The organism is Pseudomonas sp. NPDC098747 (assembly GCF_044760045.1).
In the GTDB taxonomy this organism is placed as follows: domain Bacteria; phylum Pseudomonadota; class Gammaproteobacteria; order Pseudomonadales; family Pseudomonadaceae; genus Aquipseudomonas.
This window is the reverse complement of sequence record NZ_JBIWAL010000015.1, coordinates 42712-64651: the sequence shown is the minus strand read 5'-3', so window position 1 is coordinate 64651 and position 21940 is coordinate 42712. Positions and strand designations below refer to the sequence as shown.

20 protein-coding genes are annotated in these 21940 nt (G+C 58.1%); 15 read left to right on the top strand and 5 right to left on the bottom strand.

Features of this window, described 5'->3' with window-relative positions; translation table 11 throughout:
• Positions 1-66 precede the first annotated feature (66 nt).
• The 3 genes from ACIQVE_RS12215 to aroC are packed head-to-tail and all read right to left on the bottom strand — an operon-like array spanning position 67 to position 2961.
• A complete protein-coding gene (locus tag ACIQVE_RS12215; RefSeq protein ID WP_402808328.1) occupies positions 67-693 on the bottom strand; it encodes a methylthioribulose 1-phosphate dehydratase in 627 nt (208 codons plus the stop codon).
• A complete protein-coding gene (locus ACIQVE_RS12210; protein WP_402808326.1) occupies positions 690-1835 on the bottom strand; it encodes an MFS transporter in 1146 nt (381 codons plus the stop codon). The genes ACIQVE_RS12215 and ACIQVE_RS12210 overlap by 4 nt, the downstream gene beginning before the upstream one ends.
• A gap of 34 nt (positions 1836-1869) precedes the next feature.
• Entirely contained in the window at positions 1870-2961 is a 1092-nt protein-coding gene (aroC, locus tag ACIQVE_RS12205; RefSeq protein ID WP_402808323.1) for a chorismate synthase, read from the bottom strand.
• Positions 2962-3091: 130 nt separating this feature from the next.
• Here aroC and ACIQVE_RS12200 point away from each other — a divergent pair, with 130 nt between their 5' ends.
• Entirely contained in the window at positions 3092-4045 is a 954-nt protein-coding gene (locus ACIQVE_RS12200; protein WP_402808320.1) for an alpha/beta hydrolase, read from the top strand.
• 99 nt (positions 4046-4144) lie between these two features.
• Positions 4145-4936, top strand: a complete 792-nt coding sequence (locus tag ACIQVE_RS12195) for a hypothetical protein (protein WP_402808317.1) — start codon at positions 4145-4147, stop codon at positions 4934-4936.
• Between the two features lie 110 nt (positions 4937-5046).
• Here ACIQVE_RS12195 and prmB read toward each other — a convergent pair whose 3' ends face one another.
• Positions 5047-5955 (bottom strand): 50S ribosomal protein L3 N(5)-glutamine methyltransferase, encoded by a 909-nt coding sequence (gene prmB / locus ACIQVE_RS12190; protein ID WP_402808315.1) that lies wholly within the window; start codon positions 5953-5955, stop codon positions 5047-5049.
• Positions 5956-6194: 239 nt separating this feature from the next.
• Between prmB and ACIQVE_RS12185 the strand changes: the two genes are divergently transcribed.
• The 9 genes from ACIQVE_RS12185 to ACIQVE_RS12145 all read left to right on the top strand — a co-directional run bounded on the left by ACIQVE_RS12185 (position 6195) and on the right by ACIQVE_RS12145 (position 14627).
• On the top strand, positions 6195-6785 hold the full coding sequence (locus ACIQVE_RS12185) for a cysteine hydrolase family protein (protein WP_008080919.1): 591 nt from the start codon (positions 6195-6197) through the stop codon (positions 6783-6785).
• A gap of 130 nt (positions 6786-6915) precedes the next feature.
• Positions 6916-7236 (top strand): hypothetical protein, encoded by a 321-nt coding sequence (locus ACIQVE_RS12180; protein ID WP_042558444.1) that lies wholly within the window; start codon positions 6916-6918, stop codon positions 7234-7236.
• 73 nt (positions 7237-7309) lie between these two features.
• Complete coding sequence (locus tag ACIQVE_RS12175) at positions 7310-7867, top strand: Smr/MutS family protein (protein ID WP_402808312.1); 558 nt, start codon at positions 7310-7312, stop codon at positions 7865-7867.
• Between the two features lie 77 nt (positions 7868-7944).
• Positions 7945-8490, top strand: a complete 546-nt coding sequence (folE, locus tag ACIQVE_RS12170) for a GTP cyclohydrolase I FolE (RefSeq protein WP_402808310.1) — start codon at positions 7945-7947, stop codon at positions 8488-8490.
• Between the two features lie 103 nt (positions 8491-8593).
• Positions 8594-8965 carry a glutathione S-transferase N-terminal domain-containing protein gene (locus ACIQVE_RS12165; RefSeq protein ID WP_402808307.1) on the top strand — a complete coding sequence of 124 codons (372 nt, stop codon included), beginning with the start codon at positions 8594-8596 and terminating at the stop codon, positions 8963-8965.
• Positions 8966-10283: 1318 nt separating this feature from the next.
• Positions 10284-12302 carry a Mu transposase C-terminal domain-containing protein gene (locus tag ACIQVE_RS12160; protein ID WP_402808306.1) on the top strand — a complete coding sequence of 673 codons (2019 nt, stop codon included), beginning with the start codon at positions 10284-10286 and terminating at the stop codon, positions 12300-12302.
• Complete coding sequence (locus ACIQVE_RS12155; protein ID WP_402808305.1) at positions 12299-13021, top strand: AAA family ATPase; 723 nt, start codon at positions 12299-12301, stop codon at positions 13019-13021. Before ACIQVE_RS12160 ends, ACIQVE_RS12155 begins: the two co-directional genes overlap by 4 nt.
• A 71-nt stretch (positions 13022-13092) precedes the next feature.
• Positions 13093-13491 (top strand): hypothetical protein, encoded by a 399-nt coding sequence (locus ACIQVE_RS12150; RefSeq protein WP_402808303.1) that lies wholly within the window; start codon positions 13093-13095, stop codon positions 13489-13491.
• A gap of 167 nt (positions 13492-13658) precedes the next feature.
• Positions 13659-14627 carry a hypothetical protein gene (locus tag ACIQVE_RS12145; protein WP_402808301.1) on the top strand — a complete coding sequence of 323 codons (969 nt, stop codon included), beginning with the start codon at positions 13659-13661 and terminating at the stop codon, positions 14625-14627.
• A 188-nt stretch (positions 14628-14815) separates the two neighbouring features.
• Here ACIQVE_RS12145 and ACIQVE_RS12140 read toward each other — a convergent pair whose 3' ends face one another.
• The gene (locus ACIQVE_RS12140) at positions 14816-15790 is read right to left on the bottom strand and encodes a hypothetical protein (RefSeq protein WP_402808298.1); all 975 of its coding nucleotides are present in this window, start codon (positions 15788-15790) and stop codon (positions 14816-14818) included.
• 846 nt (positions 15791-16636) lie between these two features.
• Here ACIQVE_RS12140 and tssE point away from each other — a divergent pair.
• The 4 genes from tssE (at position 16637) to tssI (ending at position 21940) form a co-directional block, all read left to right on the top strand.
• The gene (gene tssE / locus ACIQVE_RS12135; protein WP_402808296.1) at positions 16637-17050 is read left to right on the top strand and encodes a type VI secretion system baseplate subunit TssE; all 414 of its coding nucleotides are present in this window, start codon (positions 16637-16639) and stop codon (positions 17048-17050) included.
• A gap of 73 nt (positions 17051-17123) precedes the next feature.
• Entirely contained in the window at positions 17124-18905 is a 1782-nt protein-coding gene (tssF, locus tag ACIQVE_RS12130) for a type VI secretion system baseplate subunit TssF (RefSeq protein WP_402808293.1), read from the top strand.
• Positions 18869-19891 (top strand): type VI secretion system baseplate subunit TssG, encoded by a 1023-nt coding sequence (gene tssG / locus ACIQVE_RS12125; protein ID WP_402808291.1) that lies wholly within the window; start codon positions 18869-18871, stop codon positions 19889-19891. The genes tssF and tssG overlap by 37 nt, the downstream gene beginning before the upstream one ends.
• Before the next feature lie 144 nt (positions 19892-20035).
• Positions 20036-21940 carry a type VI secretion system tip protein TssI/VgrG gene (gene tssI / locus ACIQVE_RS12120; RefSeq protein ID WP_402808288.1) on the top strand — a complete coding sequence of 635 codons (1905 nt, stop codon included), beginning with the start codon at positions 20036-20038 and terminating at the stop codon, positions 21938-21940.

The following is a 21940-nucleotide window of genomic DNA, read 5'->3' as shown; positions in this document are numbered from 1 at the left end:
CGTCCGGTTCTTGCAGACCGGTCGGGCACAGCATTTCATCAGGCAAATGGGCGACTTCGGGTGAAGTCAGCCTTGGCGGTTCATGACGCTGCGGGTTTTCAACTCGCATTCAAACAGGAATTCAAAGGCTTCGATCTGGCGCAGCGCGTCGTTCATCTGCGCGCCCCAGGTGTAGAGTCCGTGGCCGCGAATCAGATAACCGACGCAATCAGGATTAGCGTCGAGCCAAGGCTGCACCTTGGCGGCGAGGCGTGCAATGTCCTGATCGTTGTCGAAAATCGGCACGCGCACCCGGGACTCGTGGGTCGAGATGCCGCTGAAGGCTTTTTGCAGTTCGTAATCTTCGAACTCGATGAAATCTTGCGGCGTCAGGCGCGACAGCACCGTGGCATTCACCGAATGGGTGTGCAGCACCGCACCGATCTCCGCGCGCCAGCTGTAGAGCTGGGTGTGCAGCAGGGTTTCGGCGGACGGTTTTTTGCCCGGCTCCAGGCTGTTGCCGGCAAGGTCGGTGGCGAGCACATCGTCCAGACCCAACTGGCCCTTATGCTTGCCGGACACGGTCAGTAACGCTTCGCTCGCCGACAGGCGCGTTGAATAGTTGCTGCTAGTGGCCGGCGACCAGCCGCGACCATAGAGAAAACGCCCGGCGTCGACGATTTGCTGGGCGAGTTGTTCACGCGTAAGGCTCATGGCCTGTCCTCTTGCATACGTGTGGCAATGATAACGGCAGCAGCGAGCGCCGCGAGACTGGCAATACTAAAGGTCAATGTTGCGCCGAGGGCATTCCAGCTGTAGCCGGAATACAACGCGCCCAGCGCACCGCCGGTGCCGGCCAGTGCCGCATACAGCGCCTGGCCCTGCCCCTGTTGACGCGCACCGAAGCTACGTTGCACGAACTGAATGGCAGCGGCGTGAAAGCTGCCGAAGGTCGCCGCGTGCAGAACCTGCGCGAACAGCAGCACCCAGAGAAACTCGGCGAACGAACCTAGCAGTAACCAGCGCAGCGCCGCCAGCAGAAAACTGGCCAGCAGCACCCGGCGCACCGAGAACCGCGCCAGAATCCGGCTCATGGCCATGAACATCAGCACTTCGGCGACCACACCCACGGCCCAGAGCATGCCGATCACGCCGCGTGTGTAGCCGAGTTTTTCCAGGTGCAACGTCAAAAACGTGTAATACGGGCCATGGCTCATTTGCATCAGCGCAACGCAACCGTAAAACGCCAGCACGCCGGGGCTGCGCAATTGCTTGAGAAAGCCCTCCCCACTCGTTCGGTTGCCCTGCGCCGGTTGCGCGTTCGGTACCCACAAACTGCTGATGACGATGCCGGCCATGATCAACACCAGCGCCGCCGGATAGATATCGAGGCTGAGCCATTCGAACAGGCGCCCCAAAGCAACCACGGTGATGATGAAACCGATCGAGCCCCACAGGCGGATCTGACTGTAACGCGAGGTCTGGCCGTGTAAATGCGCCAGCGTGATGACTTCGAACTGCGGTAACACCGCGTGCCAGAAGAACGCATGCAGCGCCATGACCATCGCTAGCCAGGCGTAGCTCTTGCTGACGAAAATCAACGAGAAGGTCAGCAACGTGCACACCGCGCCGAAACGCACGATGGCCAGACGTTTGCCGGTGTAGTCGCCCAGCCAGCCCCAGATGTTCGGCGCCACACAGCGCATCAACATCGGGATCGCCACCAGTTCGCCGATGCGCGCGGCGCTGAATCCGAGGTGATCGAAGTACAGCGCCAGAAACGGCGCCGTCGAACCGAGCAAGGCGAAATAAAATAGATAAAAACTGGACAGTCGCCAGTAAGGAACCGCCGCCACGCCAGTCAAGCCGCGGCGGCTTTAATATCTGCCATCAAAGCTGACCCAGCACCGGGGTGCTCACGCGTACATCGGCGTTCTGCCCACGGTGACGCAACAGGTGATCCATCAGCACGATGGCCATCATCGCCTCGGCAATCGGCGTCGCGCGGATGCCCACGCAAGGGTCGTGACGGCCCTTGGTGATCACGTCGACCGGGTTGCCGTGGACGTCGATAGAACGGCCCGGGGTGGTGATGCTCGATGTTGGCTTGAGTGCCAGATGCGCAATGATCGGCTGGCCAGACGAGATGCCGCCGAGAATGCCGCCCGCGTTATTGCTGAGGAAACCTTCCGGGGTCAGTTCATCGCGATGCTCGGTGCCGCGCTGGGCAACGCAGGCGAAACCGGCGCCGATTTCCACGCCTTTGACCGCGTTGATGCTCATCAGCGCATGGGCCAGTTCGGCGTCGAGACGATCAAAAATTGGCTCGCCCAGACCCGGCATAACGCCTTCGGCGACCACGGTGATCTTCGCGCCGACCGAGTCCTGATCACGGCGCAACCGGTCCATGTAGGCTTCCAGCTCCGGGACTTTGTCCGGGTCGGGGCTGAAGAAAGCGTTCTCCTCAACCGAATCCCAGGTCTTGAACGGGATTTCGATCGGGCCAAGCTGGCTCATGTAGCCGCGAATGACGATGCCCTGTGTGGCGAGGAATTTCTTCGCAATCGCACCCGCTGCCACACGCATCGCGGTCTCGCGCGCCGAGCTGCGGCCACCGCCACGGTAGTCGCGCTCGCCGTATTTGTGGTGATAGGTGTAGTCGGCGTGGGCCGGGCGGAACAGATCCTTGATCGCCGAGTAGTCCTTGGACTTCTGGTCGGTGTTGCGGATCAGCAGGCCAATCGAGCAACCGGTGGTGCGCCCCTCGAACACGCCGGAAAGGATTTCGACTTCGTCGGCTTCCTGGCGCTGGGTGGTGTGGCGGCTGGTGCCGGGCTTGCGGCGATCGAGGTCGCGCTGCAAGTCTTCGACGGAGATCTCCAGGCCCGGCGGGCAGCCGTCGACAATGGCGACCAACGCCGGACCATGGCTTTCGCCAGCGGTGGTGACAGTGAACAACTTGCCGTAGGTATTGCCGGACATGCAGGACGCTCCGTGAAATCAAACCCGAATTCGTGATGCGCGCCAGTATACGCAGGCTAACCGAGTAGTTCATCCTCGAACCTTAGCGGTGTTGGTGAGTCCAACCGGCACCTTGGCGAATGATGGCGTGATGATGCTGCGAGTTCTGATCTTGAGTCTTACCCTCTTTACTGGCTTTGCCCAGGCGACTGTCCTACAGCGCCCGATGTCTCTGGACACCGGCAGCGGCGAACTTTTCGGCTCGCTGTTGCTGCCAAAATCCGACAAGCCTGTACCGGTTGTCCTGATCATTTCCGGCTCAGGTCCTACGGATCGTGACGGCAATAACCCCGACGGCGGGCGCAACGACAGCCTCAAACGGCTAGCGTGGGTCTTGGCCAAACACAACATCGCCAGCGTGCGTTACGACAAACGTGGCGTGGCCGCGAGCCTGGCGGCGACGCCGGATGAGCGCAATTTGTCAGTCGAGGGCTACGCGGCCGATGCGGTGGCGTGGGGGCAGAAACTCAAGGCTGATCCGCGTTTCGGTGAACTGATTCTGCTCGGCCACAGTGAAGGCGCGCTGATCGCCACCCTCGCCGCGCCAAAGGTGGACGCTGCAGCAGTGATTTCCTTGTCGGGCAGTGCTCGACCGGTCGATCAAGTGATTCGTGAACAACTGGCCCGCAGCCTGCCACCGCCGCTGATGCTGCGCAGCAACGAGTTGCTCGACAGCCTCAACGCTGGAAACGTCGATGACAACGTACCGGCGCAACTCCAGGTGATTTTCCGTCCAAGCGTGCAGCCCTACCTGATTTCCCTGTTTCGTCAGGAACCCGCTAAAGCGTTCGCCCAATTGCAGATGCCGGCGCTGATTGTTCAGGGCAGCAATGACATGCAGGTCGGTACCGAAGACGCGAAACTGCTCAAGGCTGCCAAACCGGACGCCAGGCTGGTGGTGATCGAAGGCATGAACCATGTGTTGCGCATCGTGCACAACGACATGAAGCGGCAATTGGCCTCCTACAAGGACCCGAATTTGCCACTGGCGGCAGAACTGGGTTCGCAAATCATCAACTTTATTGACGGACTTCGCCCCCGTTAAGCGCCATTTGCCCTCCAGTCCTGAAGAAAACGGCCGATAAGCCTTTGTCGCCAGCGCAATCGCTGGTGACAAGCAGGGCTTGGACAGGATCTCGCCGTTATGACTGATACGCAGACTTCACCCGACACCACCGCTGAAAAAGACGCACCGCCAGCGGTCGAGCTGCCGTGGGCGGACGTCCACGCCGAGCACCACAAGATGCTCCGCCTGGCCCCACTACAGACTGATCGCAACACCGGCGGGCGGCCACTGCGCTTTGTCGAGTTCGGCTACGCCGAGCGCAACGGTAAAGAGCAAAGCCTGATGCGCATGGCGATCAAACTCCCCGGCCAGCGTGTTCGTAAAGAACAGAATCACCTCGACGTGTGGGTCGATCACACCACCAAGCGCGTGCATTTCGGCCCGGACAGCGGCTTGCAAATTGAACCGTTGAACCGTGGCATCGGCCGTTTCGTCGCTGCGCAAGGCATCAACTGGGCGAAAAAACGCTGGCCCACTTACACCGTCGACGGTATGGACTTGAACAACAAGGACGCGCTGAACGAGGACACTCGTCTGCGTCGTGATCATTTTCTGAAGGTGCACGGGTTTGAAGTGGCCTATGCCGATGCCCAGCATTTGAAGGGCAGCGTCAAGGAGGTGCTGGTCGGTGACTTGCTCGGTGACTGGAACAGCGAAAAGCTGCAGATCGTCGAAATTCTTGAAGCGGCGCAGATGCTTCAGCAGGCCGAGCAAAATCTGGCTGAGCAGGAAGTGAAGCTGAAGAAGCAGGAAGACAAGGTCAGCAAGTTCAAGCGCGAAGACGCCGGGTTGCGTTTCACCATTACCTGTCTGGTGGCGTTTGCGGTGTTTCAGGCGGGGTTGTTGATCTGGATTGCTACGCACCGCTGATGGCTTGAGACCGCGGTGCGGCCATTCGCGAGCAAGCTCGCTCCCACACGGGTGGTGTGATCGACAAAGATCAGTGTGGGAGCGAGCTTGCTCGCGAAGCTTTTAGCGGATTAGACGCGCGAAGCGAACAGTGCCTGATGATCGCGGCACTGCTCCGCGGTCAGCATGAACACGCCATGCCCGCCGCGCGCGAATTCCAGCCAGGCGAAATCGACTTCCGGGTACAACGCGTCAACGTGCACCTGGCTATTGCCGACTTCAACAATCAACAAACCCTTCTCGGTCAGATGATCCGCCGCTTCGGCGAGCATCCGTCGTACCAGGTTCAAACCGTCATCGCCGCAAGCCAGGCCCAACTCCGGTTCGTGTTGATACTCGTCCGGCATGTCGGCGAAATCTTCGGCGTCAACGTAAGGCGGGTTCGACACGATCAGGTCGAAACGCTGACCCGGCAACCCATCAAAGCCATCGCCCTGCACGGTGTACACGCGCTCATCGACGCCGTGACGCTCAATGTTCTGATTGGCCACCTCCAGAGCTTCGAACGACAGGTCTGCCAGCACCACTTCAGCGTTCTGGAACTCGTAGGCGCAAGCGATGCCGATGCAGCCGGAACCGGTGCACAGGTCGAGAATTCGCGCAGGCTCGTTGCCGATCCACGGTGCAAAACGGTTTTCGATCAGCTCGCCAATCGGCGAACGTGGAATCAGCACACGCTCATCGACAATGAACGACATGCCGCAGAACCACGCTTCACCCAACAGGTAAGCGGTCGGAATACGCTCTTCGATGCGGCGTTTGAGCAGGCGTTGCAGATTGACCAGCTCGTCGTCTTCCAGCGCGCAATCGAGATAGCTGTCGGCGATTTCCCACGGCAAGTGCAAAGCGCCCAGCACCAGTTGGCGGGCTTCGTCCCAGGCGTTGTCGGTGCCATGGCCGAAAAACAGATCCTCCCCATGGAAGCGGCTGACGGCCCAACGGATGTGGTCGCGCAGGGTACGAAGACGGGAAGTGATCACGGGGCAGAACTCCAGAAAAAACGACTGGCGATTCTACCAGCCAAAACGCCTCGCGACGACGCAGGAAAAACACCGGACCGACCGTAGGACTGTTCTTTTTTTCTTATCAGCTATTGAACAGAACGTGTAACTTGACAAGGCTGCAGGCCAATAACGACGGCGCCTACGATGGTAGCGATTCACAGAAGCGCTCAGCCAGAGGACAATGCCGCAAAAGCCCCACCCCGAGGAGCCCCAGAATGTCCGTTCCAAAAACGATGTTTCAACTCAGCGGTCGCGGTTACGCAGCGGCCACACTGAGCCATGCGACCGTGGTCATCATCGATGCCCAGAAAGAATATCTCAGTGGTCCGCTGGCCCTGAGCGGCATGGACGCGGCCGTCGCAAACATCAAACAAGTGGTTGCCGCAGCCCGTGCAGCCGGTCGGCCGATCGTGCACGTGCGTCACCTCGGCACCGTCGGAGGCCTGTTCGACCCGCAAGGCGAACGCGGCGAATTCATCCCCGGCCTCGAACCACAGGGTGACGAAACCATCATCGGCAAACTGTTGCCGAGCGCGTTTCACGGCACCGAGTTGCTTGATCGCCTGCAAAACCTTGGCTCGCTGGACCTGATCGTTTGCGGCTTCATGAGCCATTCCAGCGTCAGCACCACCGTGCGTGCAGCGAAGAACCTGGGTTTCCGCTGCACGTTGGTAGAAGACGCCTGCGCCACTCGTGACTTGCCGTTCAAGGGCCGCGTACTCAGCGCCGAGCGGGTACAGGAAGCCGAAATGGCGATCATGGCCGACAACTTCGCCACGCTCGCGCTGACTCAAGATCTGATCTGATCGCCGCTTGATGAGCGGTTCATGCCGCCGCTCATCCGCAAAAGCCTCTCATTTGCCGCAAATGCCATAGCCTCAGGAACAACCCGGTCAACTCCCGGTCGAAGGGCCGATACCATTGAGGAAGGTCGGAATGAAGTTATCCGATGGATTTGACGCACGCCGCTTGCGGCCCAAAGGCCAAAGTAACTGGCGTTTTCGCTTCGGCGCTGCGTTCGCCGCCATTCTGGCGACGTTCGGCGTGCTGCTGGCGATGGCCGGTGCTGCCAGCCTGCTGGGACGCCCGCCGGCGCTCGGTGACTTGAACGCCACGCCCATGGGCTCGGCGATCATTCTGGCGGTCGGTTTGCTGTTTCTGTATTTCGGTGTCGCCCTGTGGCGTCGCTGCCGCCGTCGCGCACGGCAATCGAGGGAACTGAACATGTCCCCACACCTGATGAAAAAACACGACTGATCGACGGCCTGGCTTTTTGCCGGGCCGTTTTGTTTCGACTTGGGTAAACTGGCCGCCCTTCGCGGAGGCTGACATGCAAGACGACGATTTTTCTCTGTTCAAAAACGAGCTGCGCGGCGTCAAGCCGATCAAGCACGATCGCGCCGACACCGGCAAACCCAAGGCTGACCGCGCACAGATCGCCAAGCTGCGCCAATCGGCTACCGTACGCACCGATGCCACCATTATTGACGGTCTGTCCGATCAGTTCGTGATCGACGTCGGCCCGGAAGACGAGCTGATGTGGGCCCGCGACGGGGTGCAGGAAAGTCAGATGCGCAAGCTCAAGGTCGGTCAGATCCCGTTCGACGGCAGCCTCGACCTGCACGGCATGAGCGTGGAAAAGGCCCGCGAAACCCTCTGGGCGTTCCTCGCCGAAGCGACCAAATTCGAAATCCGCTGCGTGCGCGTCACCCACGGCAAGGCTGTGCGGTTGGACGGCAAGCGGCCGATGATCAAAAGCCACGTCAACACCTGGCTGCGCCAGCACGCGCAAGTGCTGGGTTTCTGCTCGTGCCAGGCCAAACACGGCGGCGCCGGCGCGGTGTACGTGATGCTCAAACGCACCATGATGGAAGGTCGCGACGAATAATCGCGTTACACCGAACTTGCAGGGTCGTGTCCGCCCCCGTACCCTTGCCCTTTGCGAAAATCCCCACAGGTAGTTTCATGTCCCTGGAACAGAATTACACCGCGATTCTCGGCCAATTGGGCGAGGACGTTTCCCGCGATGGCCTGCTCGACACGCCAAAGCGTGCCGCCAAAGCCATGCAGTACCTCTGCCGTGGTTACGAACAGACGCTTGAAGAGGTCACCAACGGTGCCCTGTTCAGCTCCGACAACAGTGAAATGGTGCTGGTCAAGGACATCGAGTTGTACTCGTTGTGCGAACACCACCTGCTGCCGTTCATCGGCAAGGCACATGTCGCGTATATCCCGAGCGGCAAAGTGCTGGGCCTGTCGAAGGTTGCGCGCATCGTCGACATGTACGCCCGTCGCCTGCAGATTCAGGAAAACCTCAGCCGCCAGATCGCCGACGCGGTGCAGCAAGTTACCGGTGCGCTGGGCGTTGCCGTGGTGATCGAGGCCAAGCACATGTGCATGATGATGCGCGGTGTCGAGAAGCAGAATTCGTCGATGATCACTTCGGTGATGCTCGGTGAGTTCCGGGAAAACGCCGCCACCCGCAGCGAATTCCTCAGCCTGATCAAGTAACTCGTCACACAAAAAAACCGGCGTTGATCGCCGGTTTTTTTTCGCCCGTGAAAAATCGGGTAAGCTGCGCGCCTTTCTCAATCTGCACCGTGAGGCTTTCAACGTGTTCGTCAAAGCGCTTCGTGTCGGCCTCGGCCAACTGGTTATTTTCGTCGACTTCATCACCCGTCCGGGCAAGAAACAGCGCCCCGCCGCTGCTCAGGCGCAAGTCGATGCAGCTGCCAACGACCTGACTCTTTATCAGTTCCACGCCTGCCCGTTCTGCGTGAAAACCCGCCGCACCTTGCGTCGCTTGAATGTGCCGGTGGCGCTGAAGGACGCGAAGAACAATGAGCAGGATCGCCAGACGCTGCTGGAACAGGGTGGCCGGATCAAAGTGCCGTGTCTGCGCATTGAAGAGAATGGGCAGACGACCTGGATGTATGAGTCCAAGGCGATTATTGATTATCTGGATAAGCGATTTGCGACGGTCTGATGGATTTTTGCTGGGGCTGATGGCCCTATCGCTGGCAAGCCAGCTCCCACAGGTTTTGTGAACGCCATAGATCATTGTGGGAGCTGGCTTGCCAGCGATGGAGCCATCCCAGACACCGCAAATCCCAGACAAAAATAAACCGGCCCATGCGCCGGTTAGCTGGGATCTTTCTTTTCTCGAATTTGGTCGTAGGTAAAACCCAAATCGGTGAGAATTAAGTGGGGTGGAGTGCAATGAGGCGGGGTGAAGTGCAATGAGATCGTTTATTGGGTTAGGGAGGGGGCAAGTGAGACTTGTCGAGTCTTGCCGAATCTTGGCGAGCACGAAGGGGGCTTTATTCATGGCCAACGGTCAGTGATGAGGCTGGCAAGGTGCCGAAATACCAATAGTGCCTCCAGCTATGCAAAATCGTGAAGACGGTCTCGTTTAGCTGGGTTTACGGAGTCGGCGACAACCGAGTACTTCGGATGCGTCGTTGGTGGACGGCGCCCCTCTCACTGCGCTTGTGGGACAAGCGGTGTTCTACGATGTGCCTCCATGGGAGGCATATGAAAATCCCTCTGCATCGGAGAATGAAGTCAGTAATTAGAATGGTCGTGGAAATTTAGTAAACAGGCTTGTTGTTCTGTCAGTTATGGCTGACGACGCCAGGACTGTTCGGGGGGCATCATCACGCCTTAACTCAGTGAAGGCCATCCATCGGCCTGCGGCTATTCCCAGCTCTAGCTTCTATTGGTCGCTGAAGTTCGCCTGAAAGGACGATTAGGTACGTCAATGTGCCCCCACGTATAACTCGCGACGTGACGCTAGTTCGGCGTCACGGCAAAGCGAAATCTCACCCCACCGTCCACACCCAGCTTGTTTTGAAATCACGCTTGCACCCATTTCAAAGATCGGGCTAAATTGCGCTCATCGCAGTCAATCCTGCGATACGGGTTTTGCAGCCCGAAATTGTTCAGGCGCACAATACCGCGCAAGCGGTTTTTTTGTGCTCGCTTTATGGCGAGCTGTGCGCAGGAGGCTTCGGCCTACCGGTTCCTGAACCCGGTCTGCAAACCTGCGTACAGTCCGCCACCTTTCGTTTTGCAGCGGAAATGGCGAACTCAACTGGTTCAGGAGTTCCACCATGCCCGCCATGTCGACGGCCATTGTTTCCCCCTATACGTCACCCTTTTTTTCTTCGCCTGTTTGCGAGACCTCTCAGTTATGGCTGAACGCTGCCGCATTCGCATCGCTCGCCAACCTCCCCGAATCTCAAACCCAGCAAATCCTCGCCCAATCCGCCCTCGGTCAACCTTGGCGTGGCAGTAGGCTGCACGTGCGTGCCGCACCGACTTTGGATGGCCAGACAAACGTCCTCTACGAAGTCCACGCCGCCAGCCTGCCCGCCGAATTGTTCGCCCCAGACCTCTCCACCGCGTCGACATCCAGCGCGCGGGGGACACCGTTTTCTCATCACCTTCCCCTGAACAGTGGCCCCCTCGCATGGGATCGCCAAGCCTCCCAGCACCGAGATGTGGCCTTGTGGAAGTGGCAACTGATTCAACCGGCCTTGGCCTACCCTAAACACTCGCGCGCCCGTGGCGAGCAGCTGCGCCTGTTGTCCCTGAGTGCGCATGCCAGCCCCGACGGTCGACGCCGCCGCGTCAGTCTCGACAGCCTTTACCACTGGGTGGCCCGCTACGAAGCCCAAGGTCTGACCGCCTTGATGCGTCGCCCGCGCAGCGACGTCGGTCGTAAGTTGGTTGGCATCACCCGTGAGTGGGAAAGCGCCTGCCCATTGGCAACCGAGGCTCAAGCCCTAATCGCCGAACAACTGGCCGAGCAGGTGCGTTCGTTATGGGCCGCCGGTGCACCGGGCTATCGCACCGTGGCTGAATTAGGCAGCGCGGTGTTGTTTGACTTGTCCGTGGCTGCCGGCTGGTCTGACGTGACGCTGGCGCAGTGCCAACTGAGTCGTCACTACGTCGAACACTTTCGCCGTTATGCGTTGCTGGCGATGCACGACAAAGATGCCCGGTTGTTTTTCGATACGCGGGTGCCGCGCATTCGCCGGCACCGTGAAGGACTGCAGCCGATGGACATTGTCGTGGGCGATGTCCACCCCATTGATATCAAGCTGACCCGCGCCGATGGCACGGCGGTGATGCCACGAGCGATTGCCTGGCTGGACGTGGCCACCCAACGCTTGCACGTGACCCTGATTCAGCTGGAAAAAGGCGAAGGGGTCAAACAGGTGCACGTCGCTCAGTCGTTTGCCGCCATGTGCAGCGCTTGGGGTTTGCCGCGCCAACTGTACCTGGACAACGGTGCCGAATACGGTTGGCAAGACATGATGAGCGGTTTTGCACAATTAAGCCGGTTAACCGGGGCGGCACTGGATACCCGCCTGAATCCGGTCGTCCGAGCCCGGCCCTACAATGCACAAGCCAAACCCATCGAAGGCATTTTTGCGGTCCTTGAACAACAGGTACTGTCCATGCTGCCGGGCTGGATTGGCGGTAATCGCATGCGCCAGAAGACCCACAACGTTGGCCGTGCACCGCACGCCTATCCCGGTGATTGGGAGGCCTTTCACCAATCGTTTGATCAGGCTCTGGCCTATTACCACGCACGAGCTCAACCGCGCAGCCGCCACTTGCAGGGCGGCAGCCCTAATCAAGCCCTGAGTGCCGCCATTAGCGCGGGCTGGGATGGAGCCCCGCAGGTGGATCCCCTGGCCTTGCGCGTCGCCTTTTCCAGCGAGGAGACGCGCCTGATTCAGGCTGGCGGGTATGTCAGCTGGAATGGCCAGACTTATTTCGATGACGCGCTGATCGCGCGGGCCGGTGAAAGGCTGTGCATTCGTTTTGCCAAGTGGGACGAGCGTTATGTGTTTGTCTTTGATGAGCGCAATCAATTGATCTGCGCCGCGCAACCGGCCCAGTCGTTTGCCTTTTTTGGCGGTGAGGGCGCCCGCGAACAAGCCAGGCGGGCTAAGGTGCTGAAACGCCACCTACGAGAATTGCGCAGTAATACCGTGCGTCTGGATCTGGAACAGGCCATGCAGCGGCGTACCGAACTGGCCGACCCTAGACCGGAGAGTCCACAGGGACACCGCATCGAATTGACCGCCAGCATGAACAGCATGCTTCAGGCGGTCAAAGCCCACCATATTCAACAAAACCGCCCACCAGCTCAACGACCCTCACGGCTGGCCTCGCAATGGGCCACCCCAGCCAATGCCCGATTGACGGCCTTAGTCCGGGGGGGAAGCGAGGAGGCGTCCGAGGATGAATTTGATTCGCCCGCGCCATCGGTTATAGGGGCAGCAGATCGTTCGGACGGTGGTCTATGAACCCGGTGATCGAAACCCAAGCCGTGCAACAGGCGTTGACCCTGGCGCAAACCCTGCTCAGCGCCGACAGCAACCGCGTGGGTAAAATTGACGGGAAGCCTGGCACCGGCAAAAGCACCATCGCTCATTACTTGGTAACGCAACTGAATGCGGTGCGGGTCTGCGCATATCAGGGCATGACCACCAAAAACCTGATGCTGGATTTATGCATGGCCTTGGGCCTGGACGTGTCCGGTGGCAGCGCAGCGACGCAGATTGCTCGCCTGCGCCCGCAAGTCCGCAATCGACTGGTGATCGTCGATGAAGCCAATCACCTGAAATGGCCGCAACTGGAAGGCCTGCGTTTTCTCGCCGATGAGGCGGGAATGGCCTTATTGCTGATGGGCACCGACATCATGAACCGACAGTTTCGCACCCCGCAAACCGGGGTGTATCTGGCGCAGTTGGCCTCGCGCATTGGCGCCAAGACACTGCACCTGACGCGCATGCGCCGCATCGATGAAGGTCAAGCCTATGTGCTGCAACCGCTGTTCGGCAACGTCGAGCGGGCCACGGCCAAACGTTTTATGCAGGTGAGTCAGGGCTACTGGCGCGATAGCATTGAACTGGCGCGCGCCTGTCAGCGGCTGATGGTGCCCAGCGGTCTAACGCAGTTGAGCATAGATGTTGTCGAGACCGCCGCGTTATGGATGGCTGAAGGACGTCGGGATTTGGGATAGACAGCTGTCCGTACAGTCGCGCCCCCCTACAACAGGCCGAGAGTGCCATACACGCTCAAACGATTGATCAGATGCGCGGCGTAGGGCTGAAGGAAGTTGAAAAGCAAAGAGAGGCCACAATGGAGCTTAAACGCTACAAAAAATCCCGAAACGAGCACGGGTATGCCCCGCTAGAAGTGTGCGACTCCGTCCTGTTCGTGGTGTTCTGGTCGGACTGCAAATATGTATCCGCCCGCGACGCGGCAGGTGTGGAGTGGCTGCTGCAGCGCGAAACGGCGCTGCGGGATATCGAAGCGGGTGATGCTGGGTTAATACGCGTTCATCAATCATGTCTGGTGCGTCGTGACTCCATTGATTCGTTTCGCAAGATCCCCCCGAGGGCTGGCTGTAACGGTTATGGCGTGGCTCGAGTGGCAGGTCATGATTACCGAGTCGCACGCAATCGCTGGTGCGAACTGACTCGCGGGTGAGTTGGTTAGACCTTGACGAGCGAAAATAGCTCGCTCTTTACTGGGTGAACGCTTCGATCTCGTGTCCACGGAGCTCACTACAAATTGACCTCGTGGACGAGCCTCTTTGACAAAACGCCATGTATAGTTCGCGACTTATCAGGGTGGCAGTCATAACGGAGTCTGGTTTGAGTGCGGGAAAAAAAATCCTAGGGTTGATGGCGCTGGTGTTGATGCTGTTCCTGTGGGGTAGCTACATTTATGTGTTCAAGGAAAACCATGATGGGCGGTTAAGTGGCTCCGTGGGCAGTACGGCATGGTGCGGCACACCGCCAGTCGCCGATGCTGCGGCGCTGGGTAAGGATCACCTGACGTTGCGCATCACTAACAATGTGCGCGGCGAGTTTATGCTCAGCGGCGCTGTCGTGGTTTCCGAACGTACGTTCAATCGGCATGACTTGGGACGGAACGAATTGCGCCTGCGTCTGGAGCCGTTGCAATGGTCGTATGCAGGCACGCCGAATTTTCTTGAGCAGGTCAAGATCTTGCCGCTAAGTCGTAACCTGTCCTCCCCGAACAAAAGTGCCTATGCCGAACTCGAACCGCGCGCTATTGGTGTGCGAGGACGAATGACAGACTTCCCGTTTGACTCCTACCGCTACGGCTACACCCCGGTGCTGTATTACCTCAAGGGCAATGATCGCATCGACCTAAAGTTCAGACACATCACTACCAGTATGGAAATGTCGAATACGTTTACGCCGATAAAAAAATACAACCGCGCAGGGTACATCAACGAGGAAAACTCACAGGTGCGCGAGGAGGATTACAAATCTTATGCCAGCAATGAGTGCGCGTTTAGCATTGAGCGCAACGGCTCCTTTAAGGTGATCGTCCTGCTGTTGCTGCTGACAATCTGCCTGCCGATGCTGCATGTGTTTTATCGCGACGAGCCGGGTATCGATTTTCTCGCCACACTGGTCAGTATTGGGGCGACGCGAATGGTGTTGCTGGGGCAGCCGAACGACTTTCAGTTGTACAAAATCGACTTTCTGTTTGCCGGGATTATATTGCTCGTGGGGACGGTATCGCTGATAAAAGCGATGCGGGCTAACAGCCGGCGGGAGTTGGCCGCGAAGAGTGGTTCCTCCTGGTGATCCCTCGTTCTTTTTTTGCAGTTTGCAGACCGTGCCTGAAGGTTGGGCGCGGGACGAACATGTCAACCAAACGCATGGAGTTTCCTCAGAATTGACAATGTCAGTCTCGCGGCCAAGCTTTCAGGCGGGTTGGCACTGTTACTCAAGGGGGGAGGTGGCGCGTTTGCTTAAATATCGCGCCGAGAAAATTATCGACTTTGTGAGTACTTGCGTCGTTTGTTGTTATTGCGGCACTTGGACAGAAACGAACACAGCGGACACCAGCGCCCCTGTGTAATGGAGTGAGGTATCGCCATCCAGGTATGCCCGATGCTGCACATCCACTGCAACTTGGTTTGCGAATCGACATAACGTTCCGAAAGGCACTGCCCGCCGCGTGCGCGGGCCATGGCTTGCATGGTTTTAATATCGCTGCGCATGCTGTCGTGATAACACTGGCGACACCACGAACCTTGCAGAATGCGCGCAGGTCGCGCCTCCCAGATGTGCCCCTCAGCGCAACGCCAAGTCAGAGGCGTGATGCCGTTGACGTAGTGCTTAGACAGGCACTCTCCCCCCAGTTTTCGGGCGGCGGCCTGCACTTGCTCCAAGGTGTTGCACCGCGCCGCCACGGCACAAACCGGGCACCAGCTACGGTGTTTGACGCTGGCCGGCACCGCTTCCCAGCGATGTCCTTGCCCGCACTCCCAGAGCAGGGCGTTGGCGCTGTCGACATAGCTCTCGGACAAGCAGAGCCCTCCCCGTTGAGTTGCAATCTCTTGCATCTCCTCCAAGGTGTCGCGCTTGCCTAAACGGGCACAGGTCGGACACCAACTGCCCTGTTTGATGCTCGTCAGCGTCGTCTGCCAGCGGTGCCCCTGCTCGCACTGCCATTCCAGAGGCGCACGACCGGATTTGCAGTGAGTGGCCAGGCAAAGACCACCTCTTTCGCCAGCAATACGCTGCGCCATCGACAGGGTGTGGCGCCGTTGCACGCGGGCACACACTGGGCACCAGCTTCCACGGACAACGCGGTAAGGGTCGGCCAGCCATTCATGCCCCTCCGCACAGCGCCAAGCGAGCCGCGTGGACAGGTTCTGATAGGCATCCGATAGGCAGCGTCCGCCGCGTGACAAAGCCAGTTGCTGCATGCCTTCGAGGGTTTTCAGAGTCGGTTCGGTCATGCTGGATTTCTAAGGTTCATTACTACGGCCAGCGTCATCGTGGTTCGGTCTGTTTGGGTGTTGTACGTGGTGCAATCACGCACAACACAACACGTCGCGCCTCGCTGAGCCATCATTGGCGATAGGCTGATTGGTGCTGATTGGTATCGAGGGTAAGCATGGCAAATAGTTTTTCCACGGTGACTCACATCCCTACCAGCGCAGTAATAAAGGCGTCATTGTTGCCTTATCCCCAGCGCGGATGGAAATCACTCGATATGAAAAACAATCAGTAGACGTACTGCGTAATCCGTCATGCATGGTCGCGCCACGATCATCACGACCTTAAACGTCAATTTGCGCTCTGGTGCATTTTCCGGAGGTGCTTACCTCTCCTGTTTTTTGGTCGTGCTCGGCGCGTCTATCCAGTTCATCAATGGCCGCTCCTTTGCGCAGCGATCATTCGCGATGTTCGAATACACAGGGTCACCGTCTTCACAGTACCCCTTAGGATCCAAGCATTTGTCAGCGGGGGCTGAAAGCCTCCTTTTGAGCATTTCTGACAGCAATTGACTTCCATTAATGGGCTGCCCGCACCAACTATCTTCATTCAGAAGTATCCGCTCAAACACTGATGCGCCTCGGGTATTTTGCTCATGGGGTCAGTCGTTGAATGGGCGTAACGGAAAGCGTGATTCGGATAGACCCGAGACCCACTGCAAGGAGTAAAGCCATGGTCAAAGCCAATGCCAAGTGCCGTGCGGGGTTGATACCGCGACAGTCGGCCAACACCCCCGTGCTTGCTGTGGACCGGCTTATCCCTGTGGCTAGTGAGTTCGCAGAGCAACGCGTAAGCGGAGCCCTCGCATGACTGGCTACGGTAGTCTGTTCGAACGCCTCTGCGGTGAAACAGATAAGCGCCTCGGCTGGAGTCGAGAGGATGCCGCCATGGCGTCGGTCGCAGCGCATTTGGCCAAGATGCTCAGTACCCGCGCAGGCAGCGTGCAGACGCTCCCCGATTACGGACTCCCCGACCTCAATGACATGAATTTGAGCCTGCACGACTCCCTCAGTCAGGCGCGCTTGGCCATTGAACAGTTTATTGAAGCCTACGAACCGCGCTTGAATCAGGTGCGAGTCACGGCGTTACCCGGCGACGATCAATTGCGTTTGACCTTCAGGATCGAAGGCCTGTTAGAGGTCGAGGATTTGAAGCGGCAGGTGAGCTTTACAGCCGGTATTAATGGAAGCGGCCAGGTCAAAGTCACAAAAAATAATTGAACGGTGGACCGTGATGAAGTGCACGCCTTCCACAGGGCTCACGACTTCGATGACGCAAGGATGATAACCGCACATGTCGTTTAACCATTACTACCAGAGTGAGCTGACCGCCTTGCGTCAACTCGGGAAACGCTTTGCTGAACGCAACCCGGCGTTAGCCCCCTTTCTCGGGGAAGGCCGTCGCGATCCCGACGTCGAGCGCCTGCTCGAAGGCTTTGCGTTTCTTACCGGTCGCTTGCGGCAGAAACTCGATGACGAGCTGCCGGAGCTGACGCATTCACTGATGCACCTGCTGTGGCCGAACTACATGCGCCCACTGCCCTCGTTCAGCATGCTGCAATTCGATCCGCTGAAGCAGGCGGTACACGTTCCGCGCCACACCTCGGTGAACTCTGAAAAAATTCAAGGGATTCATTGCCGCTTTCGTACGGTATTCGATACGCAAGTGTTGCCGCTGACACTGGATGCGCTGGACTACTCCATCAAAGGGGATGGCGCCTATCTCAGCCTTCGTCTGCAAATGCCGCCGGGGCGCCACCTGGACGAGCTTCAGTTCAAAAGCCTTCGACTGCACTTGGCTGGAGATCGCAGCATCAGCCAACTGCTGTATTTGAGCCTGTTGCGTCACCTCGACGGCCTGCAAATGACGCTGCTGGACGACACTGGTCATCCGCTGCGCGATGAAGACGGGGAACCGCTGCCAGCGTTGGCGCTGGAGACCGAACAAGTCCATCCGCTGGGCTTTGCCGAAGATCAGGCGCTGATTCCTTATCCGCTCAACACCTTTCGCGGTTACCGTTATCTTCAGGAATACTTCGCCTTTCAGGAGAAGTTTTTATTCGTCGATCTAGAGGGCATGGATCGCCTCAGTCGACAGCCCGTTGAACGGCTCAAGCGCGCGCGGGGATTCGAACTGCGTTTTGACATTCGCAAAGTCGGCGTGCAGCACATCCGCCCAACCCTGGATAACGTGCGCTTGTATTGCACGCCGGTGGTGAATCTGTTTCGCCATGAAGCGACGCCTATCCGGTTAGATGGCAAACAAGAGCAATACCGGCTGCTCCCCGATGAACTTGATCCCAGCCACTGTGGTGTCTTTTCCGTTGACCGCGTCATCGGTTGGAAACCCGACGGAGCCGGCTATAAAGAGTACGTACCGTTTGAGTCCTTCGAGCATGACCGCAGTTTTGGCATCGCTGATGCGCGCCCGCACTACAGCGTGCGCCAACAACCGTCGATGTTCGGGAGCGAGATTGAAACCTACCTGAGTTTTAGCCAAGGCAGCCTGACTCAGGGCTCAACCGTCTCCGTTGAGCTGACGTGTACTAATCAGGACCTGGCGTGTCAGCTGGGAGTGGGGAAGATTTGCCTGCCCGCTGAGGGCACACCTGACTTCCTCAGCTTTCGCAATATCAGCCCCGTCACGCCGAGTTACGCCCCGCCTCTACATCAGGACTTTCTCTGGAAGCTGATCAGCAACATGCCACTGAACTACCTGTCGCTGGCCAATGTCGAGGCGTTGAAGGTGATTCTGGAAACCTACGACTTGCCGCGCTATTACGACCGACAGGCCGCAAGCGTTAGCCGCCAACAACTCAATGGCCTCCAGCACATCCAGCATGTACACATTGACCGCCTGCATCTGGGTTTGCCCATCCGTGGCGTACGTACCGAATTGACGATCAACCCGGAAGGCACCCTGGGCGAAGGTGACATGTTTCTTTTTGCCTCAGTCCTCAACGAGTTCTTTGCGTTGTACGCCAGCCTTAATTCATTTCACGAATTGCACGTTAAAAGCACTCAAGGAGAGACGTATACATGGACGCCACGCATGGGGCTGCAACCGTTGATGTAATGCCGCTGAATCTTGACACACGAGAGTACAGCGTGTTCCAGGCGGTGTTTCTGGTGCTCCAGCATCTCCAGTCGGCACACCCCACGCTGGGTGATGCGGCGCTGTTTGAACACATAGAGTTTCAGGCGAACCCAAGCTTTGGCTTTCCTGGCTGTGATGTCGATCGTGTGGAGCTCTTTGAAGAATACGGTGAATTACGCGCCCGCATACGCCTGAACCTGCTCAGCCTGATGGGCGCCGGGTCCCCTTTGCCGGTGTTCTACAGTGACCAAGCGCTGGGTGACAGTGGGAACGGTAATCTCACCCGTGAGTTCCTGAACCTGTTTGCTGACCGCTTGCAGCGACTGCTATTACCCACGTGGCAAAAGTACCGCTATTACACCCGCTTCCAAAGCGGTGCCAATGACCCGTTTTCCAACCAGGTCTTTGCGTTAATTGGTCTGGGCGGCGAAGTCATTCGTGATGCTCCGGAGTTGAATTGGAAACGCTTGCTGCCGTACTTGGGCCTGCTGAGTTTACGCGCCCATTCGGCCGCCCTCATCGAGTCGGTCCTGCGGTATTACTTCAAGCACGGCGCACTCGTGATCGAACAGTGCGTGGAGCGAGAAGCGAGCATTCTCGACGAGCAACTGAATCGCTTAGGGTCCGCCAACAGTCGCCTGAGTCAGAGCCTTGTATTGGGAACTTCCGTGCGAGATCGAGGCGGAAAATTCCGCATCCATGTCCGTGAATTGAGCTGGGAGCAGCTTCATGACTTTCTTCCGACCGGGGTTAACTACCAACCGCTGTGCGCGCTGGTTCGCTTCACCTTGCGCGATCCTTTGAATTACGACATTCGCCTGGAGCTTCGCCCCGAAGAGATCCGTGAGCTGCGTATTGGCGCGGACAATCCTTGTCGCCTGGGGTGGACCAGTTGGCTGGGTAAGGCTCGTGCAGACGGTGTCGTCACCCTGGCGAGCCAAAAACACACAGGAGGGACGAGATGAAGTCGGTCACCGTGCGGCACCGTCAACAAGTTTCTGAGCGCACTCTCCAGCGCGGCTTGGCAACCGAAATACGAGGTGCACTAGCAACGTTGAACATCGCACAGAAGCCCCTCATGCACCGTCTTGGATTACGGAGACCCGACCATGTTTGCTCCCGCTAATACCGCAGAATTTAGCCTGTTCATCGAGGGCACCGAGCACGATTTCAAAGTGCTGTCCTTCAAGGGTAAAGAAGGCATGAATCAGCCCTTTTCCATTAACGTGGAATTGGTCAGCGAGCGCCCCAATCTAAAGCTGGACAGCTTCCTACACCAAGCCGCGTTCTTGCAGATCGCCCCAGGCGGCGTGGGAATTCATGGTCGTGTTTATTCCATCGGCTTGGGCACGTGCGGCTTTAGTCTGATGCACTATCACCTTGAGCTGGTGCCGAGCCTCAGCTATTTGGAGCACAGTTACAACCAACGCATTTTTCAACACATGACGGTGCCGCAAATCCTTGCCCAGGTGTTGAAAGAGCACGGCATTCTGCACAAGACCCACGTGATATTTCAGTTCGGTCCGACGGTCTACCCGGAGCGCGAATACTGCGTCCAGTTCGCGGAATCAGATCTACATTTCGTCCATCGTCTGTGCGAAGAAGCGGGTATCCATTTTCATTTTCGGCACTCCGCCAACAGCCATTTGCTGGTCTTTGGCGATGACCAAACCGTGTTCCAGCGGCTGGCGCCCGACCGTTACGCTCAAGGCGCTGGCATGGTCGCCGATAGGCCGGTCATCAAACATTTCAGTGTGCGGTTGGCCGCACGGACCAGCCAGGTCAGTCGCCGTGATTACGACTTCGAACAGCCTCGGCTGACGCTGGAAAGCGACACAACGAGTAGCTTTACGCCAGTGCTGGAGGATTACGCGTTTCCGGGTCATTACACGCATACGGATCGCGGTAAGCACATCACACGCCGTGTACTGGAGCGTCATCGCAGTGATTACCAACTCGCCCAAGGCCGCAGTGATCAACCAGCCTTATGCAGCGGGCATTTTCTCGAACTCACCGGCCACCCGCGCGCCGAATGCAACACACTCTGGTTGCTCACCGCTATCGAGCACGAAGGGCGACAACCACAAGTGCTAGAGCAATACGCGGCTGAACGTCCCGAAGTTGGCAAGGGCGAATTAGCCCAGGGTTACCGCAATACTTTCGAGGCCACCCCATGGGAGACACCTTATCGGCCTGCGCTGACTCACCTTAAACCTCGGATGTCGGGCAGCCAAACCGCCAAAGTCGTGGGGCCTGTGGGCGAAGAAATACATTGCGACCGCTTTGGGCGGGTCAAAATTTGCTTTCCATGGGACCGACGCGAGCAAAATGACCAAAGTAGTTGTTGGCTGCGGGTGGCCTCCAACTGGGCGGGACTGCACTACGGCAGCGTCACCATTCCGCGTGTCGGCATGGAGGTGGAGGTCAGTTTTCTTCAAGGTGATCCAGATCAACCTTTCGTGACGGCCTGTTTGCACCATGCGGAAACACCGGTGCCTTATCCGTTGCCTGAGCACAAGACTCGGACGGTCTTTCGTAGCCAAAGCACCCAGGGCAGTGGCGGGTATAACGAACTGCATGTGGAGGATCGGCAAGGGGCGGAAAAGATTTATCTGCGCGCCGAGCGTGACTTGGAGCAATACGTACAACACGACTACCAGCTCGACGTGGCCAACGAAAGCCGAACCACCGTCAACAAGGACCGGATCGCACAGCTGGAGAGTAATGATTTTCTAAACGTTGCCCAGACGCTGGTTTATCAAGTGGGGAACAACGTTCATATCAAGTCCGGCGCCAACATTATTTTTGAGGCGGCTTCCAGCCTGACCCTCAAGGCCGGTGGAGAGCACATTCATATCACGGGCGGTGGGATTTTTAGTAGTCGTGTGATTGAAACGGGCGATGCCCCCTCGCTGCTTGCTCAGGTTCCTCGTCTGCAAGCGCCGAAGAAAATCTGTGTTGAATGCTGGCGCAAAGCTATGCGTGAACGCCAACCATTTTTAGGGGGAGAATAA

Excerpts from the sequence above, each read along its gene's own strand:
- ACIQVE_RS12195 (WP_402808317.1), top strand. The coding sequence starts at position 4,145 with ATGACTGATACGCAGACTTCACCCGACACCACCGCTGAAAAAGACGCA.
- ACIQVE_RS12185 (WP_008080919.1), top strand. The coding sequence starts at position 6,195 with ATGTCCGTTCCAAAAACGATGTTTCAACTCAGCGGTCGCGGTTACGCA.
- ACIQVE_RS12175 (WP_402808312.1), top strand. The coding sequence starts at position 7,310 with ATGCAAGACGACGATTTTTCTCTGTTCAAAAACGAGCTGCGCGGCGTC.
- ACIQVE_RS12200 (WP_402808320.1), top strand. The coding sequence starts at position 3,092 with ATGATGCTGCGAGTTCTGATCTTGAGTCTTACCCTCTTTACTGGCTTT.
- tssI (WP_402808288.1), top strand. The coding sequence starts at position 20,036 with ATGTTTGCTCCCGCTAATACCGCAGAATTTAGCCTGTTCATCGAGGGC.
- aroC (WP_402808323.1), bottom strand. The coding sequence starts at position 2,961 with ATGTCCGGCAATACCTACGGCAAGTTGTTCACTGTCACCACCGCTGGC.
- ACIQVE_RS12180 (WP_042558444.1), top strand. The coding sequence starts at position 6,916 with ATGAAGTTATCCGATGGATTTGACGCACGCCGCTTGCGGCCCAAAGGC.
- ACIQVE_RS12140 (WP_402808298.1), bottom strand. The coding sequence starts at position 15,790 with ATGACCGAACCGACTCTGAAAACCCTCGAAGGCATGCAGCAACTGGCT.
- tssE (WP_402808296.1), top strand. The coding sequence starts at position 16,637 with ATGACTGGCTACGGTAGTCTGTTCGAACGCCTCTGCGGTGAAACAGAT.
- tssF (WP_402808293.1), top strand. The coding sequence starts at position 17,124 with ATGTCGTTTAACCATTACTACCAGAGTGAGCTGACCGCCTTGCGTCAA.
- tssG (WP_402808291.1), top strand. The coding sequence starts at position 18,869 with ATGGACGCCACGCATGGGGCTGCAACCGTTGATGTAATGCCGCTGAAT.
- ACIQVE_RS12215 (WP_402808328.1), bottom strand. The coding sequence starts at position 693 with ATGAGCCTTACGCGTGAACAACTCGCCCAGCAAATCGTCGACGCCGGG.
- ACIQVE_RS12150 (WP_402808303.1), top strand. The coding sequence starts at position 13,093 with ATGCGCGGCGTAGGGCTGAAGGAAGTTGAAAAGCAAAGAGAGGCCACA.
- folE (WP_402808310.1), top strand. The coding sequence starts at position 7,945 with ATGTCCCTGGAACAGAATTACACCGCGATTCTCGGCCAATTGGGCGAG.
- ACIQVE_RS12155 (WP_402808305.1), top strand. The coding sequence starts at position 12,299 with ATGAACCCGGTGATCGAAACCCAAGCCGTGCAACAGGCGTTGACCCTG.